Origin of the sequence: Boudabousia tangfeifanii, assembly GCF_001856685.1 — a bacterium.
Lineage (GTDB): Bacteria > Actinomycetota > Actinomycetes > Actinomycetales > Actinomycetaceae > Boudabousia > Boudabousia tangfeifanii.
Window position 1 is genome coordinate 1,376,326 of record NZ_CP017812.1, and the last position, 22,696, is coordinate 1,399,021.

21 protein-coding genes are annotated in these 22,696 nt (G+C 50.5%); 5 read left to right on the top strand and 16 right to left on the bottom strand.

The features are described 5' to 3' along the window. Positions 1-37 precede the first annotated feature (37 nt). Complete coding sequence (gene dinB, locus BK816_RS05720) at positions 38-1,258, bottom strand: DNA polymerase IV (RefSeq protein WP_071164318.1); 1,221 nt, start codon at positions 1,256-1,258, stop codon at positions 38-40. Positions 1,259-1,372: 114 nt separating this feature from the next. On the opposite strand from dinB, the gene BK816_RS05725 reads away from it, so the two are divergent. After that, on the top strand, positions 1,373-2,167 hold the full coding sequence (locus tag BK816_RS05725; protein ID WP_071164319.1) for a spermidine synthase: 795 nt from the start codon (positions 1,373-1,375) through the stop codon (positions 2,165-2,167). Here BK816_RS05725 and BK816_RS05730 read toward each other — a convergent pair. Continuing rightward, the gene (locus tag BK816_RS05730; RefSeq protein WP_071164320.1) at positions 2,164-3,606 is read right to left on the bottom strand and encodes a PAC2 family protein; all 1,443 of its coding nucleotides are present in this window, start codon (positions 3,604-3,606) and stop codon (positions 2,164-2,166) included. The two genes, BK816_RS05725 and BK816_RS05730, sit on opposite strands and share 4 nt — an antisense overlap. Before the next feature lie 175 nt (positions 3,607-3,781). Here BK816_RS05730 and BK816_RS05735 point away from each other — a divergent pair, with 175 nt between their 5' ends. Then, positions 3,782-6,031, top strand: coding sequence for a HelD family protein (locus BK816_RS05735; RefSeq protein ID WP_083379104.1), 2,250 nt, complete (start codon positions 3,782-3,784; stop codon positions 6,029-6,031). Further along, the gene (locus BK816_RS05740) at positions 6,016-7,926 is read left to right on the top strand and encodes an AMP-binding protein (RefSeq protein WP_071164321.1); all 1,911 of its coding nucleotides are present in this window, start codon (positions 6,016-6,018) and stop codon (positions 7,924-7,926) included. Before BK816_RS05735 ends, BK816_RS05740 begins: the two co-directional genes overlap by 16 nt. Before the next feature lie 90 nt (positions 7,927-8,016). On the opposite strand, the gene nrdR is transcribed toward BK816_RS05740, so the two are convergent. Together nrdR and BK816_RS05750 are read right to left on the bottom strand one after the other, a co-directional pair. Beyond that, complete coding sequence (gene nrdR, locus BK816_RS05745; RefSeq protein WP_071164322.1) at positions 8,017-8,469, bottom strand: transcriptional regulator NrdR; 453 nt, start codon at positions 8,467-8,469, stop codon at positions 8,017-8,019. Between the two features lie 133 nt (positions 8,470-8,602). Then, positions 8,603-9,277, bottom strand: coding sequence for a LysM peptidoglycan-binding domain-containing protein (locus BK816_RS05750; RefSeq protein ID WP_071164323.1), 675 nt, complete (start codon positions 9,275-9,277; stop codon positions 8,603-8,605). Positions 9,278-9,451: 174 nt separating this feature from the next. On the opposite strand from BK816_RS05750, the gene lexA reads away from it, so the two are divergent. Beyond that, a complete protein-coding gene (lexA, locus tag BK816_RS05755) occupies positions 9,452-10,231 on the top strand; it encodes a transcriptional repressor LexA (RefSeq protein ID WP_071164324.1) in 780 nt (259 codons plus the stop codon). Between the two features lie 62 nt (positions 10,232-10,293). Here the strand turns inward: lexA and BK816_RS05760 are convergent, their stop codons facing one another. From BK816_RS05760 to hflX, 3 genes are read right to left on the bottom strand one after another with little or no spacing between them, the layout of a single operon-like run. Beyond that, positions 10,294-11,280, bottom strand: coding sequence for an L-lactate dehydrogenase (locus tag BK816_RS05760; protein ID WP_071164325.1), 987 nt, complete (start codon positions 11,278-11,280; stop codon positions 10,294-10,296). A 47-nt stretch (positions 11,281-11,327) separates the two neighbouring features. Next, positions 11,328-13,265: an ATP-dependent DNA helicase gene (locus tag BK816_RS05765; RefSeq protein ID WP_083379105.1), complete on the bottom strand. Its 1,938-nt coding sequence runs from the start codon at positions 13,263-13,265 to the stop codon at positions 11,328-11,330. Beyond that, the gene (hflX, locus tag BK816_RS05770; protein WP_236842301.1) at positions 13,258-14,733 is read right to left on the bottom strand and encodes a GTPase HflX; all 1,476 of its coding nucleotides are present in this window, start codon (positions 14,731-14,733) and stop codon (positions 13,258-13,260) included. The genes BK816_RS05765 and hflX overlap by 8 nt, the downstream gene beginning before the upstream one ends. Before the next feature lie 69 nt (positions 14,734-14,802). Between hflX and BK816_RS05775 the strand changes: the two genes are divergently transcribed. Further along, positions 14,803-15,414, top strand: coding sequence for a class I SAM-dependent methyltransferase (locus BK816_RS05775; protein ID WP_071164327.1), 612 nt, complete (start codon positions 14,803-14,805; stop codon positions 15,412-15,414). Positions 15,415-15,422: 8 nt separating this feature from the next. Here BK816_RS05775 and dapF read toward each other — a convergent pair whose 3' ends face one another. The 9 genes from dapF to pgsA form a co-directional block, all read right to left on the bottom strand. After that, the gene (gene dapF, locus BK816_RS05780) at positions 15,423-16,373 is read right to left on the bottom strand and encodes a diaminopimelate epimerase (protein ID WP_071164328.1); all 951 of its coding nucleotides are present in this window, start codon (positions 16,371-16,373) and stop codon (positions 15,423-15,425) included. A gap of 11 nt (positions 16,374-16,384) precedes the next feature. After that, positions 16,385-17,302, bottom strand: a complete 918-nt coding sequence (gene miaA, locus BK816_RS05785; protein WP_071164329.1) for a tRNA (adenosine(37)-N6)-dimethylallyltransferase MiaA — start codon at positions 17,300-17,302, stop codon at positions 16,385-16,387. Positions 17,303-17,308: 6 nt separating this feature from the next. After that, the gene (gene miaB / locus BK816_RS05790; RefSeq protein WP_071164330.1) at positions 17,309-18,847 is read right to left on the bottom strand and encodes a tRNA (N6-isopentenyl adenosine(37)-C2)-methylthiotransferase MiaB; all 1,539 of its coding nucleotides are present in this window, start codon (positions 18,845-18,847) and stop codon (positions 17,309-17,311) included. Between the two features lie 35 nt (positions 18,848-18,882). Beyond that, complete coding sequence (locus BK816_RS05795; protein WP_071164331.1) at positions 18,883-19,434, bottom strand: CinA family protein; 552 nt, start codon at positions 19,432-19,434, stop codon at positions 18,883-18,885. Continuing rightward, a complete protein-coding gene (locus BK816_RS05800; protein WP_071164332.1) occupies positions 19,415-19,966 on the bottom strand; it encodes a regulatory protein RecX in 552 nt (183 codons plus the stop codon). Before BK816_RS05800 ends, BK816_RS05795 begins: the two co-directional genes overlap by 20 nt. Then, the gene (recA, locus tag BK816_RS05805; RefSeq protein ID WP_071164333.1) at positions 19,953-21,068 is read right to left on the bottom strand and encodes a recombinase RecA; all 1,116 of its coding nucleotides are present in this window, start codon (positions 21,066-21,068) and stop codon (positions 19,953-19,955) included. The genes BK816_RS05800 and recA overlap by 14 nt, the downstream gene beginning before the upstream one ends. Before the next feature lie 253 nt (positions 21,069-21,321). Next, on the bottom strand, positions 21,322-21,549 hold the full coding sequence (locus tag BK816_RS05810) for a DUF3046 domain-containing protein (RefSeq protein WP_071164334.1): 228 nt from the start codon (positions 21,547-21,549) through the stop codon (positions 21,322-21,324). After that, a complete protein-coding gene (locus BK816_RS05815) occupies positions 21,546-21,878 on the bottom strand; it encodes a helix-turn-helix domain-containing protein (protein WP_071164955.1) in 333 nt (110 codons plus the stop codon). Before BK816_RS05815 ends, BK816_RS05810 begins: the two co-directional genes overlap by 4 nt. A 197-nt stretch (positions 21,879-22,075) precedes the next feature. Further along, positions 22,076-22,675, bottom strand: coding sequence for a CDP-diacylglycerol--glycerol-3-phosphate 3-phosphatidyltransferase (gene pgsA, locus BK816_RS05820; RefSeq protein WP_071164335.1), 600 nt, complete (start codon positions 22,673-22,675; stop codon positions 22,076-22,078). Between the last annotated feature and the right edge of the window lie 21 nt (positions 22,676-22,696).

The following is a 22,696-nucleotide window of genomic DNA, read 5'->3' on the forward strand; positions in this document are numbered from 1 at the left end:
CCTACTACCCAAGTTCACAAACTAAAGGAGGTTCAGTTTAGTTAGCATCATTTCGCCGTAGTAAGCTGGCAGGAGCCAGGGCGCTACTGCCAAACTTGTTCTGAACCTGATCTAAGGCAGCTTCGGCGGCGGCTTGGCGCCCGTCCTCGTCAAGACGTAATTGGATCCCCTCGGACTGATGACGCAAAGAATCGGCTCGCACCCCAACTAGACGAATTCCTCCAGCAGGTAGTGGCCGAGGGATCAGCCCTACTATCGCTTGGTAAATATCGTGGGCTAAGGCCGAGGGCGGATCTAGCCTGACTGATCTAGTTACGGTCTTAAAGTCAGCAGTCCTTAGTTTCAAGCTGGCTCCCCCAGCCACTAGCTCTTGACGCCGCAGACGCCTGGCCACCTCGTGCGACTGCGCCAAGATCTGTTGCTGCAAAGCGGACACATCACGCAGATTAGTTTCGAAGGTGTGCTCTTTACTAATGGATTTTTCTGCCGCCGAGCCTTCCACCCCACGGGGGTCGATTCCCCAAGCTAATTGATGCAAATGTTGACCGGCGGCATTTCCTACCCAGGAAATAAGTGTCGGTAGAGGCACTTCGGCAAGTTCAGCAACCTCGGTTACCCCGTGGCTAGCTAGTTTTTTCGCGGTAGCGGGACCGACTCCCCACAGAGCTCCCACTGAAAGGCAATGCAGAAACGGCACCGTTTGAGCTTTTGGAATTAATAACAACCCATTTGGTTTAGCATGGGCGGAGGCGATTTTAGCAACGAACTTAATTGCACTAATGCCAATCGAGGCCGGCAAATGCAGCTCTTTAGCCAACGCCTCTTTAATTTGAGCCGCAATCTGGGGAGCACTACCCAACCTCCGGCGGGCACCTTTAATATCAAGAAAAGCTTCATCAACGCTAACTGGTTCAACTTGGGCCGTAAAACGATCGAAGATCGCCATCACCTGTTTTGAAACTTGCCGGTAATAATCAATCCGAGGTGGACAAACAATTACCTGGGGACATTTTTGAAGTGCTTGTGCAGCCGGCATAGCCGAATGAATCCCAAATGCCCGAGCCGGATAATTGGCTGCAGCCACTACCGAACGACGCCCGCTACCTGCCACAATCAAGGGGCGATTTTGATATTGAGGTTGTTCTCGCATCTCCACCGCAGCAAAGAAACAGTCCATATCTACATGCAGTAAATTGCAATCAGTGTCATCGCTCCCCCAGTCCCGCTTAGCTTGCAAGCTACGAGACTTGTTTGACATAGACACCTCCCTGGGACTGAAAAGTTACTCCTAGTAAGAACTGTTAGAAATTATACCTTTTGATTCCTTTCCCCTACTTTTCTGCCTGCGCCCATTTCAGCTAGAGTTATCAATATGGCTAAAACAGCAGGAATGATTCGTTGGCATGAACTACCGGCAGAAGAAATAGAGATTTCAACCGGCACAGTCAGACTCGAAAAAGTCGATCAACAAATTTTGGTTTACGTCAATGGAGTGGAATCCTCCAGCCTGCATATTAGCGATCCGACCATTCTTGACTTCGAGTACATGCAATATGCCGACGCAGTTTTTTCTGCCGCCTTTAAACCAGACCAATCACTAGAAGTTTTGCATCTTGGCGGAGCTGGTTGCGCCCTAGCGCGAGCTTGGGCACATACTCATCCAAAGTCACAGCATCGAGTGGTAGAAATTGATGAAAAGCTGACCCAACTGGTCCGTCAGTGGTTCGACCTGCCAAAAGCCCCACAACTAAAGATTAGAGCCGGGGATGCCGCCGAAGTAATTCCTACCTTAAAAGATCAAAGTTTTGATGTCATTGTCAGAGATGCTTTCAGTTTCGACACCACCCCCGCATCCCTCACCGATCAGCAGGCCGTTGCCCACTATGCGCGCATCCTTAACGATCTGGGGATTCTCATTGTAAATTGTGCGTCACGACCAGGAACTTTAGGGGCCCAAACCGAGTATCAACGACTGTCTAGGTATTTTCCCGAGGTACTGGCGATCGCCCCGAACTCGGTTGCTCGGGGAAATCGACGCGGCAATATCATCTTTGTCGGAGCTAAAGTGCCCTTACCACGAGAAGAAATTGCCACCAGCTTACGCAAACTACCGCTTCCGGTAGATATTATCGGGCGAAAAATCACCGATAAATGGCTCCGGAGCTAGTTTTCGTCGCCCTCGGTTTTCTTAGAGTCAGTCGCCGAAGAATCCTCTAGAGAACCAGCATCAGATTGAGCGTCGTTCGACTCACGATCCTTGGCAGTGCCTGACTCGGTTGCTCGCTCACTAGCAGCATCTATGTTTTGCGAGTTCTTATCACTAGAGTTATCTAGTTTTGAATCCTCAGATTTCGCCTGGGCAACAACTTCACTAGCAGTTTCATCATCGGCAACCACTTCGATTATCCGAGGCGGATTTACCTTGGGTTGTTCATTGGCTGACTCGGTAGGAATAGAAGCAGCGGGATTTTCCAATTCAAACTTTTCTGCAATAGCCCGAGGCGAAGTCTGGCTATCGGCTTCCAAGGTGGAAGGATTATCCAAACGCTCCTGATTATTCAAGGTCGATGGATTAGTAATTTTGCCCCCAAGACGATGCCTTTGAGCATTTTCCTTAGCTTTGCGTGCCGCTTGTCGCCGAGCGCGTGCTCGTAACCGTCGAGGTCCCAAAGGTTCTTGCGGATCGGCCTGCTCTTCGCGACGCTGACGCTGTTCATGAGAAGCAAAGAAATTCTCTAAGCTGCGATCAATTTCTTCTTCTGTCGGAATCGTTAGTGGCGCGCTTTGTTCTACCAGTTTGAGGTTCTCTGGGAGTTCGTCCTCGTTATTATCGAACCTATCTTCCAAAGAACGAACCAAATCCTGCATCTCTGGATTCGCTTCTAGTGCTTCAGAAATATCATCCTTCATGACATAGGAAGCTGCAGTCAGATCCCCTACTGGGAGCGACAAATTGGCCATTTCTTTCAGACCTTGTAATAGATGTGCAGCGCCTGGGTAATAGTCTGATTCAACTAGGTAATAAGGCACTGAAACTAGAATGCCGCGCGCATCAAGGCCGCCTTGTGCCATCCGTCCTTGAAGGAAAAGAGATAACGAGGACGGGAAAGAAGAGATTCCCTCCACCTCGTGACCGGGGACTACCCCTTGCAAGTCTGTGTCAATCTGTTGGACCAACATAGGACGAGTGTGCGGCAAGGTGGAAGGCACTGAAAGCAATGAAATTGCTTGCTTAACTCCCGCCTTCTTAGCCAAAGCAATAACCGCCTCGCTCACCGCTTCCCAACGAAAATCAGGTTCTGGACCATGAAGCAACAAAAACTGCCGACCATCCAGATCGGTGGCCAAATCAAGCACCAAAGAACGAGTGTCAATTTCCCGCAGAGTTTTACCTTGGATCACTGCTTGTGGACGAGAGGCCCGATAGTCAGTTAACTCATCTCGATTAAAAGTAGCAACCCGCCCGATAATGGTAGCGCTACGCATCTGATGAACCGCTAACGAGCAGGCATTACCGGCATCCATCGCACCGTGAGTATGGTGCAGCAAAACATCAGCTTTAGCGTCCTTTTGAGAACCATAAGCGAATAGTTGACTTAGTTCCATGCTGCCCCTCCTCTCTGCGAAAGTCTTTTAAGCAATCCATTATCGGATATTTTCAGCTTCCTTGCCAGATTGGACCGCCGTGTCAAAAACAATTCGCCTTTAGCGTGCTAGTAAACAAAGGCGCACCTAATCAGGGAAAATAGATTGTCCATTTTTTATCACATGTGGAGTAACTGTGACTTCCAATCAGAGCACTGACCAAGCCACCCACACAATCGCCGAAGAACAAAAAGCGGTTGACCGTGCCTACCAGGTGCTGGTTGCTACCCGAAAGCTCTATCGTCGTCGGCAAGCAGAAATCGCTGCTGCTGGGGCGTACGGAACGCATCAAGCTCGTTCCGAACGTGACGCCATTGCTAACCATTTCGGGGATGAAGCGGCCCGGCTCGAACAAGTCGAAGACCGGCTAGTTTTTGGCCGGCTACACTACAACGACGGAACCGATCGTTACATCGGACGAGTTGGCCTACAAGACGAACACAATCAAAGAGTGTTAATGGACTGGCGAGCCCCTGCAGCCGCCGCTTTCTATCAAGCCACCGCCTTACACCCGCAAGGAGTCCAATGGCGCAGGCACCTGAGTACCCGACTGCGCAAAGTAATTGCAGTCGAGGACGAACTGTTAACCGCCAACGGTTCAAAAACTACCAACTTGCAGGGAGAAGGTGCCCTCTTAGCGGCTATGACCGCCGCTCGTTCAGACCATATGCGCGACATCGTCGCCACGATTCAAGCCGAACAAGACAAAGTAATTCGCGCCAGTTCCGAGGGCGTTCTTGTGGTCCAAGGTGGTCCTGGTACCGGCAAAACGGCGGTGGCATTGCACCGTGCAGCCTACTTGCTTTATGCCGAACATAAACGATTGCAAAAATCGGGAGTGCTCTTACTCGGCCCATCACAAACCTTTTTGCGTTATATCGAAAAGGTACTTCCCTCTTTAGGTGAAACTGGTGTAGTGGCCCGAACTCCGGCTACGCTCCTACCAGGTATCAAGGTAACGGCCACCGACGAACTAGCGGTAGCTAAACTCAAGGGCCAGATTCGCTGGCAGGATTTCATTGCACGGGCGATTCGCGCCCTCGTTCGTCCCCTGCCCAAAACCTATACTTGGCGTTTGGGGAACTATCAAGCAAAACTTACCCCGCAAATGGTCCAAGAGGCACAAAAAGAAGCTCGCAGTACCGGCGAACCTCATAACCAAGCTTGGCAAACCTACGCCCAAAGCGTTATGGACCAAATGTGGGAAGAAATGCGCCAAGCAGATGATGGTGCGGAAGAAAAACAATGGGTGTTAAACGACCTACGAGCAAACCTAGAAATCAGACGAGTAATCAATCTTTGCTGGTTGCCATGCACTAACACATCTCTTATTTCTAGGCTCTTTGCCGACCAAAAACGTTTAAGTCACGCGGCCCATACTCTCAAACCAGCCCAGATTGAACAACTCCTGCGGCCATTGCATGCACCATGGACCGAGGCCGACATTCCTTTACTAGACGAAGCCGCGCATCTCTTAGGAGAATTACCAAAGCAAAATCAGAAACAAGCTGGAGCTCAGGCGGCTGAACGTTTAGCCCACGCCGAAAGTGTGCTTTCGGCCGGCTTTGAACTTTCTGGAATCGTCAGTGCCGAAATGTTGGCTTCTCGGCAGCAAGCACAAGAGAGCGAAAGTAGTGTCGCCATGCAAGCCGGACGTGATCGCGCCTGGACCTATGGTCACATTGTGGTTGACGAAGCCCAAGAACTCTCACCTATGATGTGGCGAGCCCTTTTGCGTCGCTGCCCTGCCCGCTCTTTCACCATTGTGGGCGACCTCGATCAGCAAAGAATCGATCATGGAGCACGTACCTGGCGCAAGGTGCTCGGCCCAGCTGCTAAATTCCTGCAACTTGAAGTGGTACTAGAAACTTCGTATCGCACACCGGCCAGTATTCTTAAAGCGGCAGTTGAGGTTTTCGAAGCAACTGGCCGTGCGCTCGCCTATCCCCTGAAAGCGGTACGCGATCGAAAAGATGCGTTGATCGTTTGCCCGCCAACTTCAAAAGATTCAGCTTTGGAACTGGCGGTTACACAGGTTCATGAAGCGCTTGCTGCCCTGCCCAGCCCTGATGCGGGTCGAGTCTGTTTAATCGTGCCTGAAACAGAAATCAATCTGCCACTTTGGACACAATTATTGAACGAGGGCGATACTCGTTTACAGATCTGTACCCCGCAGGCTGCCAAGGGATTAGAGTTTGATCAGGTAGTTTTATTTGATCCACACCAGATTCTGGCTTTGAGTGCCGGTGACTTGTTCGTTGCCATGACTCGTTCGACCCAACAATTGCGGGTGATACAAGTCGGTATCGAATTAGAGGGACTGTCAGCAATGACCTATACTTCTCCTAGTGCCGGTGCTAAGGAGGACCAATGGTTAACGAACTAACCGCGCAGCTAAGAAAGTTTTATGCGCCCAACTCTCGAACCGAAATTTCGGTCCCCGATCACTCGATCTATCCTTTGTTGGAAACTGCCGCTAAATTCTATCCAAATCGAATTGCGATAGATTTCTTGGGGGCCATAACTACCTATGCGCAACTACTAGATCAGACTCGACGAGCAGCTACCGTTTTTGCCCAAGCCGGCGTCAAAGCTGGTGATGTGGTCGGCTTAGTACTCCCCAACTGTCCACAGCACATCGTAGCCTTCTATGGGGCCATGAAACTTGGGGCCACCGTAGCAGAACACAACCCGCTGGCTCCCGCCGCTCAACTGGAACAACAGATTGTGCGTCATGCCGGTAAAGTTTTGGTTGTCTGGGAAAATTCTTTTGACAAGATTGCTCCCATTGCAGCAAAGCATGGCATTAAGGTCATAACCGTCAACTTGGTGGCTGCGCTTCCGGCTATCTCCCGATTCGTTGTCGAACTACCGCTTTCGGCTTCTAAAAAACAACGAGAAAAGCTACGCCCAGTCAAGGCAGTACCAGCTTCTGTTCCCCAATTCGAAAAGCTTCTTAAGTTTGCAAAGGAACATCAAGAAGATATTCGCATTGATAACGAGTCGACAGCAGTTTTGTTGCATACCGGTGGTACCACTGGTACCCCTAAGGCAGTGGAACTAACCCATCGAAATCTCTTGGCCAATACCGAACAGTCTGCTGCTTGGGTGCCGACCCTACATGAAGGGGCGGAAGTATTCGCAGCAACCCTGCCTTTCTTCCATGCTTTTGGGATGACCCTGTCTCTGTTAGCGGCGGTTCGAATGGTCGCTACCATTATGGTTTTCCCAACTTTCGACGTGGATATGATTATCAGTGGACAACGTCGTCGACCCATCACTTTCTTCCCTGGGGTTGCCCCCATGTTCAAGCGAATGGCCGCGAAAGTGAAAGCTAGCGAAATTCCCATCGACCTTTCCTCGATTCGTTTCAGCCTGTCAGGCGCAATGGCATTAGATCCAAAGATTGCTGCCGAGTGGGAACACCTTACTGGCGGCTACATCATCGAAGGCTACGGCATGACCGAAGCCTCCCCCATCCTTTTGGGAAATCCGGTCTCCCCTGATCGCCAGCCATCAACACTTGGGATCCCCTACCCTTCGACCGAAGTGAGAATCGTCGACCCCGAAAATCCGGAAAATGATGTTCCATGGGGAGAAAAAGGCGAGATTTTGGTTCGTGGCCCGCAGGTATTCAAGGGATATTTGGGAGAACCTGAGGAAACGGAGAATGCCATGTTTGCTGGTTGGCTGCGAACCGGCGATATCGGCAAGGTAGAAAACAATACCATCGTCATGGCTGACCGCAAGAAAGAACTAATTATTACTGGCGGCTTTAATGTCTATCCATCCGAGGTCGAAGAATCGATGCGATCAATGCCTGGCGTGGAAGACGTGGCAGTAGTTGGTATGCCTGACGCGTCCTCGGGCGAGCAGATTGTGGCGGCAATCGTCACCGATGGGACCGCCAAGGTAGATCTGGAGACAGTTCGTGCTTGGGCCGAAAAAACCCTTTCACATTATGCCTTGCCGCGCCGAATCGAGATTGTTCCAGAGCTTCCCCGTTCCCAAGTTGGGAAAGTGTTACGCCGCTCTGTGCGCGAGCAACTGCTTGCGGCACAAGCAGGAGTGGAGGCCAGTTGGGCTAGTGTGCAAGAAACTGCGGTAGATGCTATCCGGACTGTTAGCGAACAAACCCGTGCCGTCGCAGATCAACTATTAAGTTCAGCAAAAGTGGCCACAAAGTCCGCTGAAAACGAGTCGGAAACTGAAGAATCGGGTAATGCTACTGCTCAACTAGCAACCGAAACGAGCGAAAAGGGCGAGCCCAAAGAGCTATAGAGCTCAAACTTACTGGTACCTACTTTAAGGGTCTTGGGGTAAGACGAACAGAATCGTCTTACCCCAAGACCCTTTTATAGTCAGAATTAACTATTCAGACTTTTCAGCTTTAATTTCGGCAATCGCTGCTTCAAAATCCTCTAAGGTATCGAAGCCAGAATAAACCGAAGCGAAACGAAGATAGGCAATCACATCTAAGCGACGCAAGAAAGGCAAAATCGCCTTGCCAACTTCATCCGCAGGTATCATCGCCATTCCGGAAGTTCTAAGATGCTCTTCCACTTGAGAGGCTAAAAGCGCTAGGTCATGTTCAGATACCGGCCGCCCCTGACACGCTTTACGAACTCCAGAGACAACTTTAGCCCGCGAGAATGATTCAACGGCACCAGATCTTTTGACCACGGAAAGGGAAAATGTTTCCAAAGTAGTAAAACGTCGCTTGCAAACGGGACATTCCCTGCGGCGACGGATCGAGGTACCATCATCGGCTGTCCGAGAGTCAACTACTTTAGAATCCATGTGTTGACAAAATGGGCAATACATAGCGCTGGCCTTTCATTCAAGAGTAGGCACTTATTTTAGCGCAGACAGCCATCCCAAGTGGACTGTTCGCCTGTAACAATTGGCACTGCCCACCACAAAGCGAAATGGTGGGCAGTAGTACAGAAAAAACTAGTTAACCGGCGGGGACAATCAGTTGCTGACCAATTACCAAGGTGTCACCAGAAAGCTGATTAAGTTCACGGATAATAGACATAGTGCTTTCAACCGAGCGACCTTGAGAGAAATGACGGGCAATCTGCCAGAGGTTATCGCCTGCTTCCACAAAGTAGGCTCCAGTAGTTCCCGCATAGGGACTATCACTCATCACCCAGACAATAAATGCGACAACCAGAGTGGATAGGAAGAGAAGCAACAAAAGTTGGACCACAAAACGACGAATGGTACGTGCGTTTAAGTTCAATTCAGACAAAACACTAGCAAACGAAGCTTGAGCTAAATCATCCTGCGACGATACTTGTTTCGAAATGCTCGCCTGGTAGCCTCCCCGCATTTGGCGCAAGTGAGACGAGGAGGCACCAGAAGTAGAAGTCAATGGGCGCACTGCCTGATTTGTACTAGCCTGACGACTACGCTTGGCTTGCTCAGCAATTCTAGTTGCAGCCTTTTCAGCGCGTACCGGAGCTAGGTAGGTAACAGAAGCCATCGATTTTGCAGTTGAAGCAGCTTCTGTCCGGCCAGTCCTAGGTTTAGTAGAAACGGTGCTGGAGACAACGCGCAAACCATTACGGTTACGAGTTTTTGGCGCACGGGCTGCTGAAGTAGATGGCTTTGCTAGCAATGCACTCATTGTATTCTCCTACTTTTTTCGAACATTTGTTCATCGAACATTTGTACAATATCTATTTTTAGAGAATACCGCAAGTCGAACAAGCGTTCGACACGCGTTATTTCGAACACTTGTTCTATAAAGCTTTTTGCTCTATGCTAACTAGAGATACTTTCTATGCATTGGGGGAAAACCATGAGCCCAGATATCGCCAGTTTCGATGGATCTGATCTAAAGGATCGACCACGGCAGATCTTGGCGTACCTCTCGTCTGCTGTTGAATCGCAAGGTTATATGCCTTCAGTTAGGGAAATCTGCGATGCGGTTGGTTTAAATAGCCCCTCATCGGTCCAGCACAACCTTAAGATTTTGGCGGATGCTGGCTATATTAAGCGTCATGGTAATACTTCCCGCGCCATTGAGGTGCTTCACCCCTATCCTCCTCGGTCGGCAGGGAACAATAATCCCGACTTCTCAGATCACAGTGAAACTATTGCTAACATTCAAGATGAGGCCACAACTACTTCGCCAACTACCAATGACAACTCCAGTGCACAGATAAACCCACCAGGCTTAGACTACGTTGATTACTTTTCTCACGATGCAACACCCGTACCACTTGTGGGCCGGATTGCTGCAGGTGTGCCAATCACAGCCGAACAAGCGGTAGAAGATACCTTTATGCTGCCGACTCGCTTAACTGGTAGCGGGGAGCTCTTCATGCTTTCAGTTTCGGGCGATTCAATGATTGATGCCGCCATCTGCGATGGAGACTGGGTAGTAGTTCGCAGACAAAATGTGGCAGAACGTGGTGAGATCGTAGCCGCCATGATCGACGGAGAGGCCACCGTGAAAGTTTGGTCGCAACGTGACGGACATTCTTGGTTACTGCCTCGTAACTCTGAATATGCCCCCATCCCAGCTGATCATGCAACCATTTTGGGTAAGGTCGTCTCAGTCCTACGATCTTTATAGTCGGTTATTAAACGTGTTGTGGGGGTGAACCGAAACCGGTTCACCCCCACAACACGTTAGTTTTAATATCCTAGGTCGCGTGCAGCTTGACGCAAACGCTGAGCGGATTCAGTTAGCCCGTCACGTTCGGCCAAAGTTAGCGGTGGTGTTAACACCCGACCAGCACCTTGTCGACCAACAATCGTTGGGGCGGCCATACAAACGTCCGAGATACCTTCCCAATCTTCTAGTCGCGTAGAGATGGTAAGTACTCGCTGTTCATCACGCAGGACCGCTCCAATAATACGGGTGACCGCCAAACCGACCGCGTAGTTTGTTGCTCCCTTACCTTCAATAATGCGATAAGCGGATTGAACCACATCTTCACGAATGCGTTCGCGGAGTTCATTATCGAACAAACCGCCACTCAAGGTGGGTCCCCAGTGACGAAGTGGTACGTTACCGATCTCAGCACAAGACCACAATGGCACTTCCGAGTCACCGTGTTCGCCAGCGACATAAGCATGAATGTTCTGGACAGCAACCCCAGTTTCCTTAGAAACTAGCCAGCGCAAACGAGCGGTATCGAGCACGGTGCCTGAACCAAACATTTGATTGAAGGGCAATCCCGAGATTTTCTGGGAAACATAAGTAACGACGTCAACAGGGTTAGTGACCAAAATATAGATCGCGTTTGGGGCGACTTCCAATACCGACGGAATAATTTTTTCCATCAAACCAACAGTCGCTCCAGCCAATTCCAAGCGGGTCTGGCCTGGCTTTTGCTTTGCTCCAGCAGTAATCACAACCACGTCAGCATCGCGGCAAATTTCAATATCATCAGAGCCGCTAACCGAGCTCATCGGTGTGAACTGAATACCGTGGGCAATATCAAGAGCTTCAGCTTCAACTTTTGCCTTATTAATATCGTAAAGCACAACTTCACTGGCATGACCGGCAATCACACAGGCATAAGCCAAAGTGGCACCAACGGCACCCGCGCCGATGATCGCAATTTTGCTTCGTTCTTTCTTCGAAGCAGGGTACAAAGTTTTGGCTGGTGCTGACATGTTTCCTCCATTTTGCCGAGCAAATGTTTACTAAACCATTGTATGCGTCACACTGCAGAAAGTCGCTTCAGGGCATCCCTTGCCAACTGCGGATCAGTAGTTTTCCAAAAGTCAGGTAAGGAACGCACTAAGAAGGTCCCATATTGTCGGGTACGGATGCGTGGATCGAGAATTGCCACCATTCCACGATCATCACTACGTCTAAGTAGTCTGCCCACCCCTTGGGCTAGCAATAGTGCGGCATGAGGGATAGAAACCTGCATAAAAGCATTCTGCCGCTTTTCTTCGGCTGCGCGGTTACGGGCACGAATCATCGGGTCATCAGGTCTGGGAAAAGGAATCCGATCAATTACCACTAGACGACAAGCCGAACCTGGTACATCTACACCTTGCCATAACGAGAGAGTACCGAAAAGGCAAGCATTGCCATGGGAGGCAAATTTACGTACCAAGGTCGGAATCACGTCTTCCCCTTGGCAATACACTTCCAAATCGGTTTTCTCCCGCATAATTTCGGCAGCACGTTGAGCCCCTTTGAAAGATGAGTAAAGGCCAAGCACCCCACCATTACTAGCCTGGGCAAGCGCGACCAACTCAGCTAAGGCCTGCTCACTCGGCCCTTCCCGACCTGGCTGCGGCAAATGCTCCGCCACATATAAAATCCCCTGTTTTCGGTAGTCGAAAGGCGATCCCACGTCGACTCCCTGCCAAGGTTTCTCGGCTAAAGCAATCCCACTTGCTTTAGCCGAATTTTCAAAAGTTCCCCCGATTTGCAAAGTAGCCGAGGTGAGTACTGCGGTCTTTTCTGACCAAATGCGGTTCGCCAGTTTACCGGCCACATGGAGCGGAGCCGCATACAAATGAGGGATCTGGTCACGATCAAGACTGATCCAGCGAACTACTGTAGGATCATCTTGGGTGGCAAACTCCAAAACGCTTGCCATATCAGCTGCCGTATTTTTAACGAGATTTAGGGCCGCACTTCCGCCCTCACGTGACTTGGTGTTAAGTTCTTTTGCCGCCTTCGAAACCATCGTGGACAAAACCTGTAAAGCCGCCCCAAAGTTCTTTGGCCCACCGGTTTCAATCAGACCCGGTTCCATTTGCCCCATGGCCTGGTTAAGACTATCAACCACATTTGACATGTCTTCCACGCCCTCGACGCCTTGTCTTTCAAACTGACGATGCAGTTGCAACAAAGCGTTACCAGTGATTTCGACCGTGGCACTATTGCGGACTGCTCCAGCCAGATCATGAGCTTCATCCACCACCAATAAGTCGTAATCCGGTAGCACCTGAGAGTCAGTGGTGGCAGTAATGCCCAAAATGGCATGGTTGGTAATAACGACGTCGGCTTCCGCCGCTTTAGCCCGAGCTTCTTGGGCAAAGCATTGATCCCAAAATGGGCAATCCTCACCGACACACTCACGTCGAGTCAAAGAGACCTGACGCCAAATACGGTCATTGACACCCGGCTCAAGTTCATCACGGTCACCGGTTTTGCAGGTTTTGGCCCATTGCCGAACTCGCAAGATTTCTTCACCCATGGCCGAGGGCGCCGCACTATCGGCCTGGCCCGCGTCGGTCAAAGCGAAAAGGGCATCGGCCTCGGAAAACGTACCTGACAGCTTGTACTGGCAGACATAGTTATTCCATCCCTTTAGCAGAGCTACATCCGCTTGGTACCCCATTTTTTCTTGAAATACCTGGTTGACCAATGGAACATCATGATTAAAAATCTGACGTTGCAAGGCCAAGGTGGCCGTTGAGATTACACCACGCTTTTCTCCGTTGGCGCAGGCATGAATCATAGGTACCAAATACCCTAAAGATTTACCAGTACCGGTACCAGCCTGCACCAATAGATTATGGTCATCTTGGAAGGCACTTTCGACCTCGGTCAGCATTTTTTCCTGACCATCACGGTTAGCGCCACCCATTTTGGCCACCACCGCTCTAAGGATTTCTAGCGAGCTCTCACTCACTGGCGTGCTCCAACTTTTCGGCGAGATGTTCGTCGACTAAAGCATGTAGCTTTGTGCCATAGGCGGTATGTTCGGTGCTAATCACTTCACCGGTTTCATGAGCCAAAGAAAGCAGATCGCCCCGAGAATAAGGCACTAGCACACGCACTTCCTTAGCCGGTGTTGGCAAGTGCTCGGCAATCATTTCTTTTAGCTCAGTAATCCCGGTTTGGCTCTTGGCACTGACCACCACGGAAAGCGGGTATCTAGAACGCAACCGAGCCAAAGTTTCCGGTTCTGCCAAGTCCGCTTTATTGAGCACAATGATTTGCTCAATCTCGCTGGCGCCGTCAATATCTGCCAGCACAGTCTTGACCGCTTCTACCTGGCCTTCAGGGTCAGGATGGGCCGCATCAAGTACATGCAAGATCAGATCGGCCTCCCCTACTTCTTCTAGGGATGAGCGGAAAGCCTCAACCAGTTCGTGAGGCAGATTGCGAACGAAGCCAACCGTATCAACTAAGGTGTATTCGCGACCTTCAAGCGTTTTGGCTTTACGCACAGTCGGGTCCAAAGTTGCGAACAAGGCGTCTTGCACCATGACGTCAGCATCGGTCAAAACGTTAAGCAAGGAAGATTTTCCCGCGTTGGTGTAGCCGGCAATCGCCACCGACGGCACTTTATTCGTGCGGCGCGATTGTCGCATGGTTTTACGCGCAGGAGCCATCGCTTCGATTTCTTTACGTAGTTTCGCCATACGCATGCGGATTCGACGACGATCAAGTTCAATCTTGGTTTCACCAGGACCACGAGAACCGATCCCAGCACCGCCGGCCACACGACCACCGGCTTGGCGGGACATAGATTCACCCCAACCACGCAAACGAGGCAAGAGATATTCAAGTTGTGCCAGCTCAACTTGGGCTTTGCCTTCCCGTGACTTTGCATGCTGAGCAAAGATATCCAAGATCAGGGCCGTGCGATCAACAACTTTGACTTTAACTACGTCTTCTAATCCACGACGCTGTGAAGGGGCTAGGTCAGAATCGACGATAACTGTGTCGGCGCCACAAGCCGCCACGATTTCTTTCAGCTCATGGGCTTTACCTTTTCCCAGGTAAGTGGCCGGATCCGGAGTCTGACGTCGCTGCAGGACCGCATCTAACACTTGCGAACCTGCGGTTTCTGCCAGTGCTGCCAACTCACGCAACGAAACCTCAGCTGCTTCGGCGGTGCCAGAGGTCCAGACCCCAACGAGAACTACTTTTTCCAGACGAATTTTTCGGTATTCGACCTCGGAAACGTCTTCCAATTCGGTAGAAAGACCATCGACGCGACGAAGCCGAGCACGCTCTTCGCGATCCATTGCCCCGCTGCTGCTCTCCTCTTTTTGAGAGTCAGTGGATTGTAGGGCGGTTCCCATTCTAGCCAGGATGCGAGCCGCAAGGTCTTGGCCTTCGATTTGGGATTGGTCTTTTTCGTTTGTCAAGTGAGCTCCGAACAATATTTTCTGGTTATAACGCGCTCAGATTCAAAGAGCACGCTAAATTTATAGCTAATGAGTGAACACTATTTTACCCCGACTAAGGCCGCAACTTCGGCTGAAATGACTACCAAACAGGTTGTTATCCGAAAGCGAAGTTATCAGATTCAACTTGCTCCGAAAGTCTTTTCGGCAACTAAGTTAGATCCGGCTACAGCCATCCTGCTTGAATACGCGCCAGCCCCAAAGGGTCCGGCACTAGATATCGGTTGTGGTTGGGGACCTATCACTTTGGGATTGGCGAACGAGGTCGACGAGCCAGTGTGGGCAGTTGATGTAAATGAACGCGCCCGTGATTTGACTAAACGAAATGCCCAAGCTGCCGGATTCGAGGTTGAAGTCGCCTCTCCGGAAGAAGCCCAAGCGAAACTGGATAGCACTGGTCTCAAGTTTGAAACCATTTGGTCCAATCCCCCAATTCGCATTGGGAAAGAGGCACTACACGAACTTTTACAAACTTGGTTGCCTTATCTTTCAGCCACAGGGATCGCCTACCTAGTGGTAGGTAATAATCTGGGTGCAGGTTCGCTTCTCAAGTGGCTACAATCTGAAGGCTGGCAAGCTGAAAAGTTCAAGTCCAAAAAGGGCTACTCGATTTTGGCCGTCCGTCCCGCTAAGGCGGTATAGCCAAAATCTTAGCTTCGAGGCATCTTAATTTCAGCGACTAATTCGGCTGGGCCGGTCATAGTAACTTTAGCTGAGCGATACTGTCCAGCAGGACGCTGTTCCCAGGAACTACCCTGACCAGCTACCGCGGTAGCCAAGGGTGATACTTGAATTCGCAAGGTGCCACCGGGCATTTCAACTAATGATTCCTCCAGCTGATACCAAGTACCAACGGCACAAGCCCCCGTGCCACAAGCTTGAGTTTCCCCCACACCGCGTTCGTATACGCGTACCTTTATCTGCTTATCTTGGGTCGGAACTACAAGTTCTACATTGACCCCGGCTGGCAGGTTCGGTTCAGTTGTAATCTGTTGCGAAAGAGGTAATTGTTCTTGCGAAACAGAAGCTAGCTGAGCGTTTACAAGTTGCTCGGCAGAAACTGGAACCACCAAATGCGGATTAGGGGCAACTAGGTAGACTCCTGATAGTTCTGCTTCGATGCCGGGCACGCGAACCGAAATTTCTTGTTCAAATCTGGTGACCACCCCCATATCGACCGAGTAGTCATCACCTACTTGGGTAATAACTTTCAAACCACCTCTAGTACCTAGCGCCCAAGCAACTTCCCCATCGAGGCTCTCGCCCTGATCCCACTGCTGAGTACGCAAAATATGGGCAAAACAACGCACGGCATTTCCACACATTTCAGCAGTCGAACCATCAGCATTGCGGTAGTCCATAAACCAGCGAAGTTTCAACCCTCGGGCTGCTGCTTCCTGCACTTGCGCCTGATATTCAGTCGGCGCTAGTTCCCAGGGAGTTACGAGGACGAAACCGTCCGCTCCAATGCCTGCGCGACGATGGCACCAGCGAGCGATTTCGTCCTCGGTGGGCATAGGTAGCTCGGGGGTTCGTAAGGCAAAAAGGAAATCATTCTGAATCCCGTGCATTTTGTACAGGATGATCGTATTCGTACTCATTTGTCCTCTTTCTAAACCGCTACCTGCTGGTATAACTCCCAGGCTGTTTGCGTGAGTCTGTCCATATCGGGATCGGTCGAATCAAGCCATTTAATCCGCGGATCACGTTTAAACCACTTGTCCTGTTTCTTTACCAATTTCCAAGTAGCTTCACTGATTTCTTCTTGGGCTTGTTCGATCGTTAATTCCCCATGTATTGCTTGAAGCGCTTGGGCATAACCAGTTGCTCGACTGGCAGTTTTCCCTTGCTCTAGCCCTAACGGAATTAGCGCCTCAACCTCAGCAATTAGCCCCTGGTCAAACATGGTTTTAGTACGCTGCCAAATGCGTTCTTTAGCCACTTCTGCCTCACAGCGAACACCAAGCTGTAAAGTCGGGGTTTGATGATAAGTGTAGGCAGGCAATGCCGGAGTGAAAGGCTTTCCGGTCAAACGAATGACCTCAAGGGCACGAATAATTCGCCGAGAGTTTTGCGGCGGAATTTTTTCTGCCGCAATGGGATCTAATTCAGCCAGCTTTTTGTGCATGGTGTGAGAGCCTAAGGCCTCTAGTTCCGCTGTGACTTCGGCGCGGACCTGCGGATCCGTCCCAGGAAATTCAAATTCGTCTAACGCAGCGCGCAGATATAAGCCTGAGCCGCCTACGAAAATGGGCACATCCCCTTGCGAGAGAATATTTTGCGCATCTTGTCGAGACTCTCGTTGATAAGCAGCAACGCTAGCTTCCTCGGTCACCTCCAGCACATCTAGCTGATGGTGAATAATGCCCTCACGTTCAGCTACCGAAAGCTTAGCAGTCCCAATGTCCATGCCACGATATAGCTGCATAGCATCAGCCCCAATAATCTGGGCCTGACCAATTCGCTTTGCCAGAGCAATGGAAAGAGCACTTTTCCCCGTAGCGGTGGCACCGACAATCCCCAGAATCATAGCTACCTAGTTCGAACGAACTTTAATGGTAGGCATTCCCAGTCCCACTGCCGTTGAAGCAGCTTCCGCCTCAGCTTCAGCCAGTTTGGCTTCACGGTCAGCCCAAGCATCACCAGCACGCGTCGCACGGACCTCGAACTTACCACCCGAGAGGGCAGAATCTGCCACTAGATGATGTGGCGCACCATAGGTTACTTCTGCTGTCACCATGTCACCTGGACGAATCGTCCCAGTAAACTCAGGCGGAAGAGCCACGTGGACTAGACGATTATCAGCTGCGCGTCCAGTAATACGGCTGGTGGCTTCATCCTTACGGCCCTCGCCCTCGGCCACCAAAACTTGGACTTCCCGACCTACTAAGGCGCGGTTTTCCTCAGTCGAAATACGTTCCTGTAGCTTAACTAGACGCTGGTAGCGCTCGTGCTTAACTTCTTCTGGAACTTGGTCTTCGCGGTCTGCCGCCGGAGTGCCAGGACGAGGTGAATACAAGAAGGTGAAGGCCGATGCGAAACGAGAGTTTTCAACTACTTCAAGAGTCTGTTGGAAATCTTCTTCCGTTTCACCAGGGAAACCAACAATAATGTCGGTGGTAATGGCGGCGTGTGGAATCTGCTCACGTACCCGTTCCAAAATGCCTTCAAACTTCTTACGGCGATAAGAACGGCGCATCTGACGCAAGACAGCGTCTGATCCCGACTGCAAAGGCATATGCAATGAAGGCATTACAGTGGGAGTCTCAGCCATCGCTGCAATCACATCATCGGTAAAGGCAGCTGGGTGTGGCGAAGTAAAACGCACCCGTTCGAGACCTTCAATTTGTCCTACTTGGCGCAAGAGCTTAGCAAATGCTTCACGGTCGCCGAAGCCAACCCCGTAGGAGTTAACGTTCTGCCCCAAAAGGGTAACTTCAATCGCACCTTGGTCAACCACCGCCTGCACTTCAGCCAAAATGTCACCTGGACGGCGGTCGCGTTCCTTACCACGCAAATGCGGGACGATACAGAAGGTACAAGTATTGTTACAACCAACTGAGATGGAAACCCAAGCAGCATAAGCACTTTCGCGCTTAGTAGGCAAGGTCGAGGGGAAAGTCTTAAGCGACTCTTCGAGTTCAACTGCGGCTTCTTGATTGTGGCGAGCGCGTTCGAGCAATACTGGCAAAACGTCGATGTTGTGAGTCCCGAATACGGCATCAACCCAAGGAGCCTTATCAAGTAGCTTCGACCCCATCTGCTGGGCAAAGCAACCACCAACAGCAATTTGCATACCTGGGCGATCGCGTTTAACCGAAAGCAGCTGACCAAGGTTGCCGTACAAACGGGTGGCAGCATTTTCACGCACCGAGCAGGTGTTAATTACGACTACATCCGCACCGCCGTCTCCGGCAGCGGTGGCCCGGGCGGCAGCTTCTGGTACCCGAGATACTTCCACCAAACCGGCAGCTTCCAAAAGGCCAGCCATACGTTCGGAATCGTGTACGTTCATCTGGCATCCGAGGGTACGGATGGTATAGGTCCGAGGTAATTCTTGCTTAGTCATCGCCATCTATCTTAAAGGGATTTGAATCGAAAGTAGTTATTCTAGCTAGATAAAGTGGCCAGTGCCCTATCGACCACTTGTTGAACTGTGCGCCAACGAACTTCCTGACGCTGCCCAGAGAAATGATATTCCCAAGTTTGCGTCTGATCGCAAGTAGCTACCGCTACCCATACCGATCCAGCAGACACCTGACCATCTGGACCAGGGCCAGCCACGCCGGTCGTGGCTAAGGCAAGTTGCGTTTGAAACAGTTGGTTACAGCCTTCAGCCATCTGAGCAGCGGTTTGATGATTGTATGGCCCTTGTTCAGCTAGGAAGTCCTCGGAAAGGCCAAGCAAACGATGCTTTTGGGCTAGCTGGTAGGTGGTGACTGAACCGGCAAATACCTCAGAAGCACCAGGTACCGACGTGAGCACAGCAGCCAACCAACCACCAGTAAGAGACTCCGCACACGAAATAGACCAGTTCCGGCTCTTAGCCTTGGCAAAAAGCTCGCAAATCTTTGCAGTTAAATCCGCGGAAGCCAAAACATCGCCAGATTCTCCACCTGCGCTAAATTCTCCAGCGACGAGATTAGTCCCATTCTCCTGCATCGCAATCCTCTCCGACCTCGCTTAGTGCCCATTTTGCACTAGCGAAGGCAGTAGCACCACCGTAACCTTTACGGGCTAATTGTGAAACCATGCGCCTTAGCCGCACCTCATAGGGCAAACCCATAGTAGCGCGAGCCTTCTTCAAAGCTACCGCCCGAGCCGCATTTTGTTCATCAGTTTGATCTAACTGTTCCAAAGCCGCGGTGATTGCCTGAGCTGAAAGTTTTTTCTTCACCAATTCAGTGCGAAGTGCTCGACGAGATAGCCCCCGAGATTCGTGAAGCGAACGAACCAGCATCTGAGCATATTCATTATCATCCAAAATCTTGGCAGCAATTAGTCTAGATACTACTTGCTCACAAATATGCTTTTGGTAGCCCCTCAGAGCAAGCTTTTGGGCGATTACCCCACTGGAATACGCCCTCATGTCTAACAGTCGAAGGGCGTACTCTCGGGCTTCTACAAAAGCTTGCTCGTCGGAAAGCTGAGCATTTCGCTCAATCCGCTTTTTACCAGCCTCAGAAACCGGCATCTTCGTTAGCGTCCGCGGCCTTTGCCTTCTTAGACTTATTTGCCGGCACTGTTTCCTCTACAGTTTCATTCGGCGAGGTAATCCGATTAATACCGACTTCCGCAAAGATCTTTTGTTCAATTTCATTTGCAAGATCGGGATTGTCAACTAAGAAGCGACGGACATTTTCTTTGCCCTGACCCAGTTGATCCTCACCATAGGTGAACCATGAACCCGATTTGCGAACAATCCCAAGTTCTACCCCAAGATCGATCAGACCACCTTCACGAGAAATACCTTGCCCGTAGAGGATATCGAATTCGGCAACTTTAAATGGTGGCGCCATTTTGTTTTTGACGACCTTAACCTTAGTACGGTTGCCAACCGGCTGACCGCCTTCCTTAAGTGATTCAATCCGACGAATATCGAGTCGCACAGAAGCATAGAACTTAAGAGCTTTACCACCGGTGGTGGTTTCGGGGCTACCGAAGAAGACGCCGATCTTTTCGCGTAGCTGGTTAATAAAGATCGCGGTAGTGCCAGTGGCGGAAAGGGCACCAGTGATTTTACGCAGTGCTTGGCTCATCAAACGAGCTTGGAGACCAACATGCGAGTCACCCATTTCACCGTCAATTTCCGCTTTAGGAACTAACGCTGCCACGGAGTCAACCACGATTAGATCAACGCCGCCCGAACGGATTAGCATGTCGGCGATTTCTAGTGCTTGTTCACCGGTATCCGGCTGAGCTACCAACAAGTTATCGGTATCTACTCCAAGTTTCTTGGCATATTCTGGGTCGAGAGCGTGTTCGGCATCAATAAAGGCAGCGTTTCCGCCTTGTTTTTGCATATTTGCCACCACATGCAAGGCTACCGTGGTTTTACCTGAGGATTCTGGGCCGTAAACTTCAACGATGCGACCACGAGGCAAACCGCCAATCCCAAGAGCAATATCGAGCGCAACTGAACCCGTTGGAATCACAGGTACTTGGGGACGAGTATCTTCACCCAAACGCATAATGGCACCTTTGCCATAAGCTTTGTCGATTTGGGCAATTGCCATTTCTAGTGCTTTGGAGCGGTCTTGTGGAACAGATCCGCGAGTGTTAGTTTTTCCAGCCATGAAAGGACTCCTTTAGGTTAGCTACGGCTCCCCGCCGAGATGGTTATTCAGGTCTAAAGACATCCTTCCTCTCCGAAAGGATGTGTCGAATCTACGCTTGACCTTGAGGCGTAGCCGAAATAACACATACATTTTGTGGATAACCAATGCTGTGTATATCGGTTGGACGCAGCTAGTCTAACACCGAACACATGTTCGAAAAAGTGAAAGACACGCACGGGACCATTTCCCATGCGTGCCTTAACTCACAGATTCAATTTTTCTTTTTACGCTCATCTTGTCGATGTGCCCAAAGCGCTTCCTCTGGCGAATCGGTGGCAATAATCAAAGCTTTCCAAACCCGGAAAGGTTCCATGCCAGCTGCCAGAGCCTCATTGGCGGTTTTACCGTCTGGGGTAATAACCAAATCGGCAGCTAGAGAATCACCATATGTCCGCCCAAAAACTTTATGAAGCGCTAAGTGAAACTCTGAATGTTTCACGAGGCTGCCGGGGCAGTCCGCCAAACATCTTCGGGAACGATGTCGGTAAAGGTTACCCCTTCAGCCATGGCAATTCGATCCGATACCTCACGCATTACCACCCAAAGTGGCACATCCAAGGATTCACAAATCGAGGCTAGCAGTTCTGAAGAAGCTTCTTTTTGACCGCGCTCAACTTCGGAAAGGTATCCGAGGGAGACGCGAGCCAAGCCGGAGACCTCACGTAAGGTGCGGCCTTGAGCCTGTCGGAGAGAACGTAGGACCTCACCGATTTCACGACGGAGCAACGGCTGGGCAACAGGTGGTTGCGGCGTTTTCTTAGCCACCACCGGAGTAGTCTGTCGGTAAACCGGGTTGTATTCACGCACAGACTTCACAGACATCCCAGCTTTGCGGGGTCCATAGTTCATGTTTTCCATCTGCATCACTCTTTCTTAGCGATATCCACCGCTACAGTAGCGGCTTCAAACTTTATAACATTTTCGCATACCTGCGAGATTTTTGCGCAAGGACCGTGTCCAAATTGTTAGCGTAAATAATCACGTGCCGAGATTAAAGCTAGATATGTAGCCAATCCCAAGCCGATGGCGCATACGAAAATCACAATTGTTACAACCCAATTGGGAGCAAATGTATTCCACGGGATTAAGGAAAATCCGATGAAACCCATCTGCGCAACAGTTTTGATCTTGCCCCCTCGCGACGCCGGAATCACCTTTCCACGACGCACCATCTCCATTCGCCAAATCGAAATACCGATTTCCCGAACCACAATCAAGAGCACACAGATAGCCTCAAGTACGAACAGCCATGTCGGCACCATATTGCGCAAATTCCAAACTACGATCGCTAACGCCGGTAGCACCAAAGCTTTATCTGCAATCGGATCCGCTATTTTGCCGAAGTTTGTGATGATGTTGTATTTACGAGCAATATCACCATCAAATTTATCGGTGATTGAGGCTACGAAGAAAACGAAAAAAGCCGCCCACATTCCCCGATCATGCCAGCTAGGATAAGCCAGCATAAGCCAGATTAGTACCGGTACCAATACCAAACGAAATACAGTCAAGATATTTGGTACGGGACGCATCCATGCGGGGCCGGTTGAAGCTACAGTTTTCATCCCTTTAAGATTACCCCCACT

Coding starts and splice junctions, on each gene's coding strand:
- miaB (WP_071164330.1), bottom strand. CDS start 18,847: ATGGCGATGACTAAGCAAGAATTACCTCGGACCTATACCATCCGTACC.
- BK816_RS05740 (WP_071164321.1), top strand. CDS start 6,016: ATGGTTAACGAACTAACCGCGCAGCTAAGAAAGTTTTATGCGCCCAAC.
- BK816_RS05795 (WP_071164331.1), bottom strand. CDS start 19,434: ATGCAGGAGAATGGGACTAATCTCGTCGCTGGAGAATTTAGCGCAGGT.
- BK816_RS05725 (WP_071164319.1), top strand. CDS start 1,373: ATGGCTAAAACAGCAGGAATGATTCGTTGGCATGAACTACCGGCAGAA.
- BK816_RS05775 (WP_071164327.1), top strand. CDS start 14,803: ATGAGTGAACACTATTTTACCCCGACTAAGGCCGCAACTTCGGCTGAA.
- pgsA (WP_071164335.1), bottom strand. CDS start 22,675: ATGAAAACTGTAGCTTCAACCGGCCCCGCATGGATGCGTCCCGTACCA.
- lexA (WP_071164324.1), top strand. CDS start 9,452: ATGAGCCCAGATATCGCCAGTTTCGATGGATCTGATCTAAAGGATCGA.
- BK816_RS05730 (WP_071164320.1), bottom strand. CDS start 3,606: ATGGAACTAAGTCAACTATTCGCTTATGGTTCTCAAAAGGACGCTAAA.
- BK816_RS05800 (WP_071164332.1), bottom strand. CDS start 19,966: ATGCCGGTTTCTGAGGCTGGTAAAAAGCGGATTGAGCGAAATGCTCAG.
- recA (WP_071164333.1), bottom strand. CDS start 21,068: ATGGCTGGAAAAACTAACACTCGCGGATCTGTTCCACAAGACCGCTCC.
- BK816_RS05760 (WP_071164325.1), bottom strand. CDS start 11,280: ATGTCAGCACCAGCCAAAACTTTGTACCCTGCTTCGAAGAAAGAACGA.
- BK816_RS05750 (WP_071164323.1), bottom strand. CDS start 9,277: ATGAGTGCATTGCTAGCAAAGCCATCTACTTCAGCAGCCCGTGCGCCA.
- miaA (WP_071164329.1), bottom strand. CDS start 17,302: ATGATTCTGGGGATTGTCGGTGCCACCGCTACGGGGAAAAGTGCTCTT.
- dinB (WP_071164318.1), bottom strand. CDS start 1,258: ATGTCAAACAAGTCTCGTAGCTTGCAAGCTAAGCGGGACTGGGGGAGC.
- nrdR (WP_071164322.1), bottom strand. CDS start 8,469: ATGTATTGCCCATTTTGTCAACACATGGATTCTAAAGTAGTTGACTCT.
- dapF (WP_071164328.1), bottom strand. CDS start 16,373: ATGAGTACGAATACGATCATCCTGTACAAAATGCACGGGATTCAGAAT.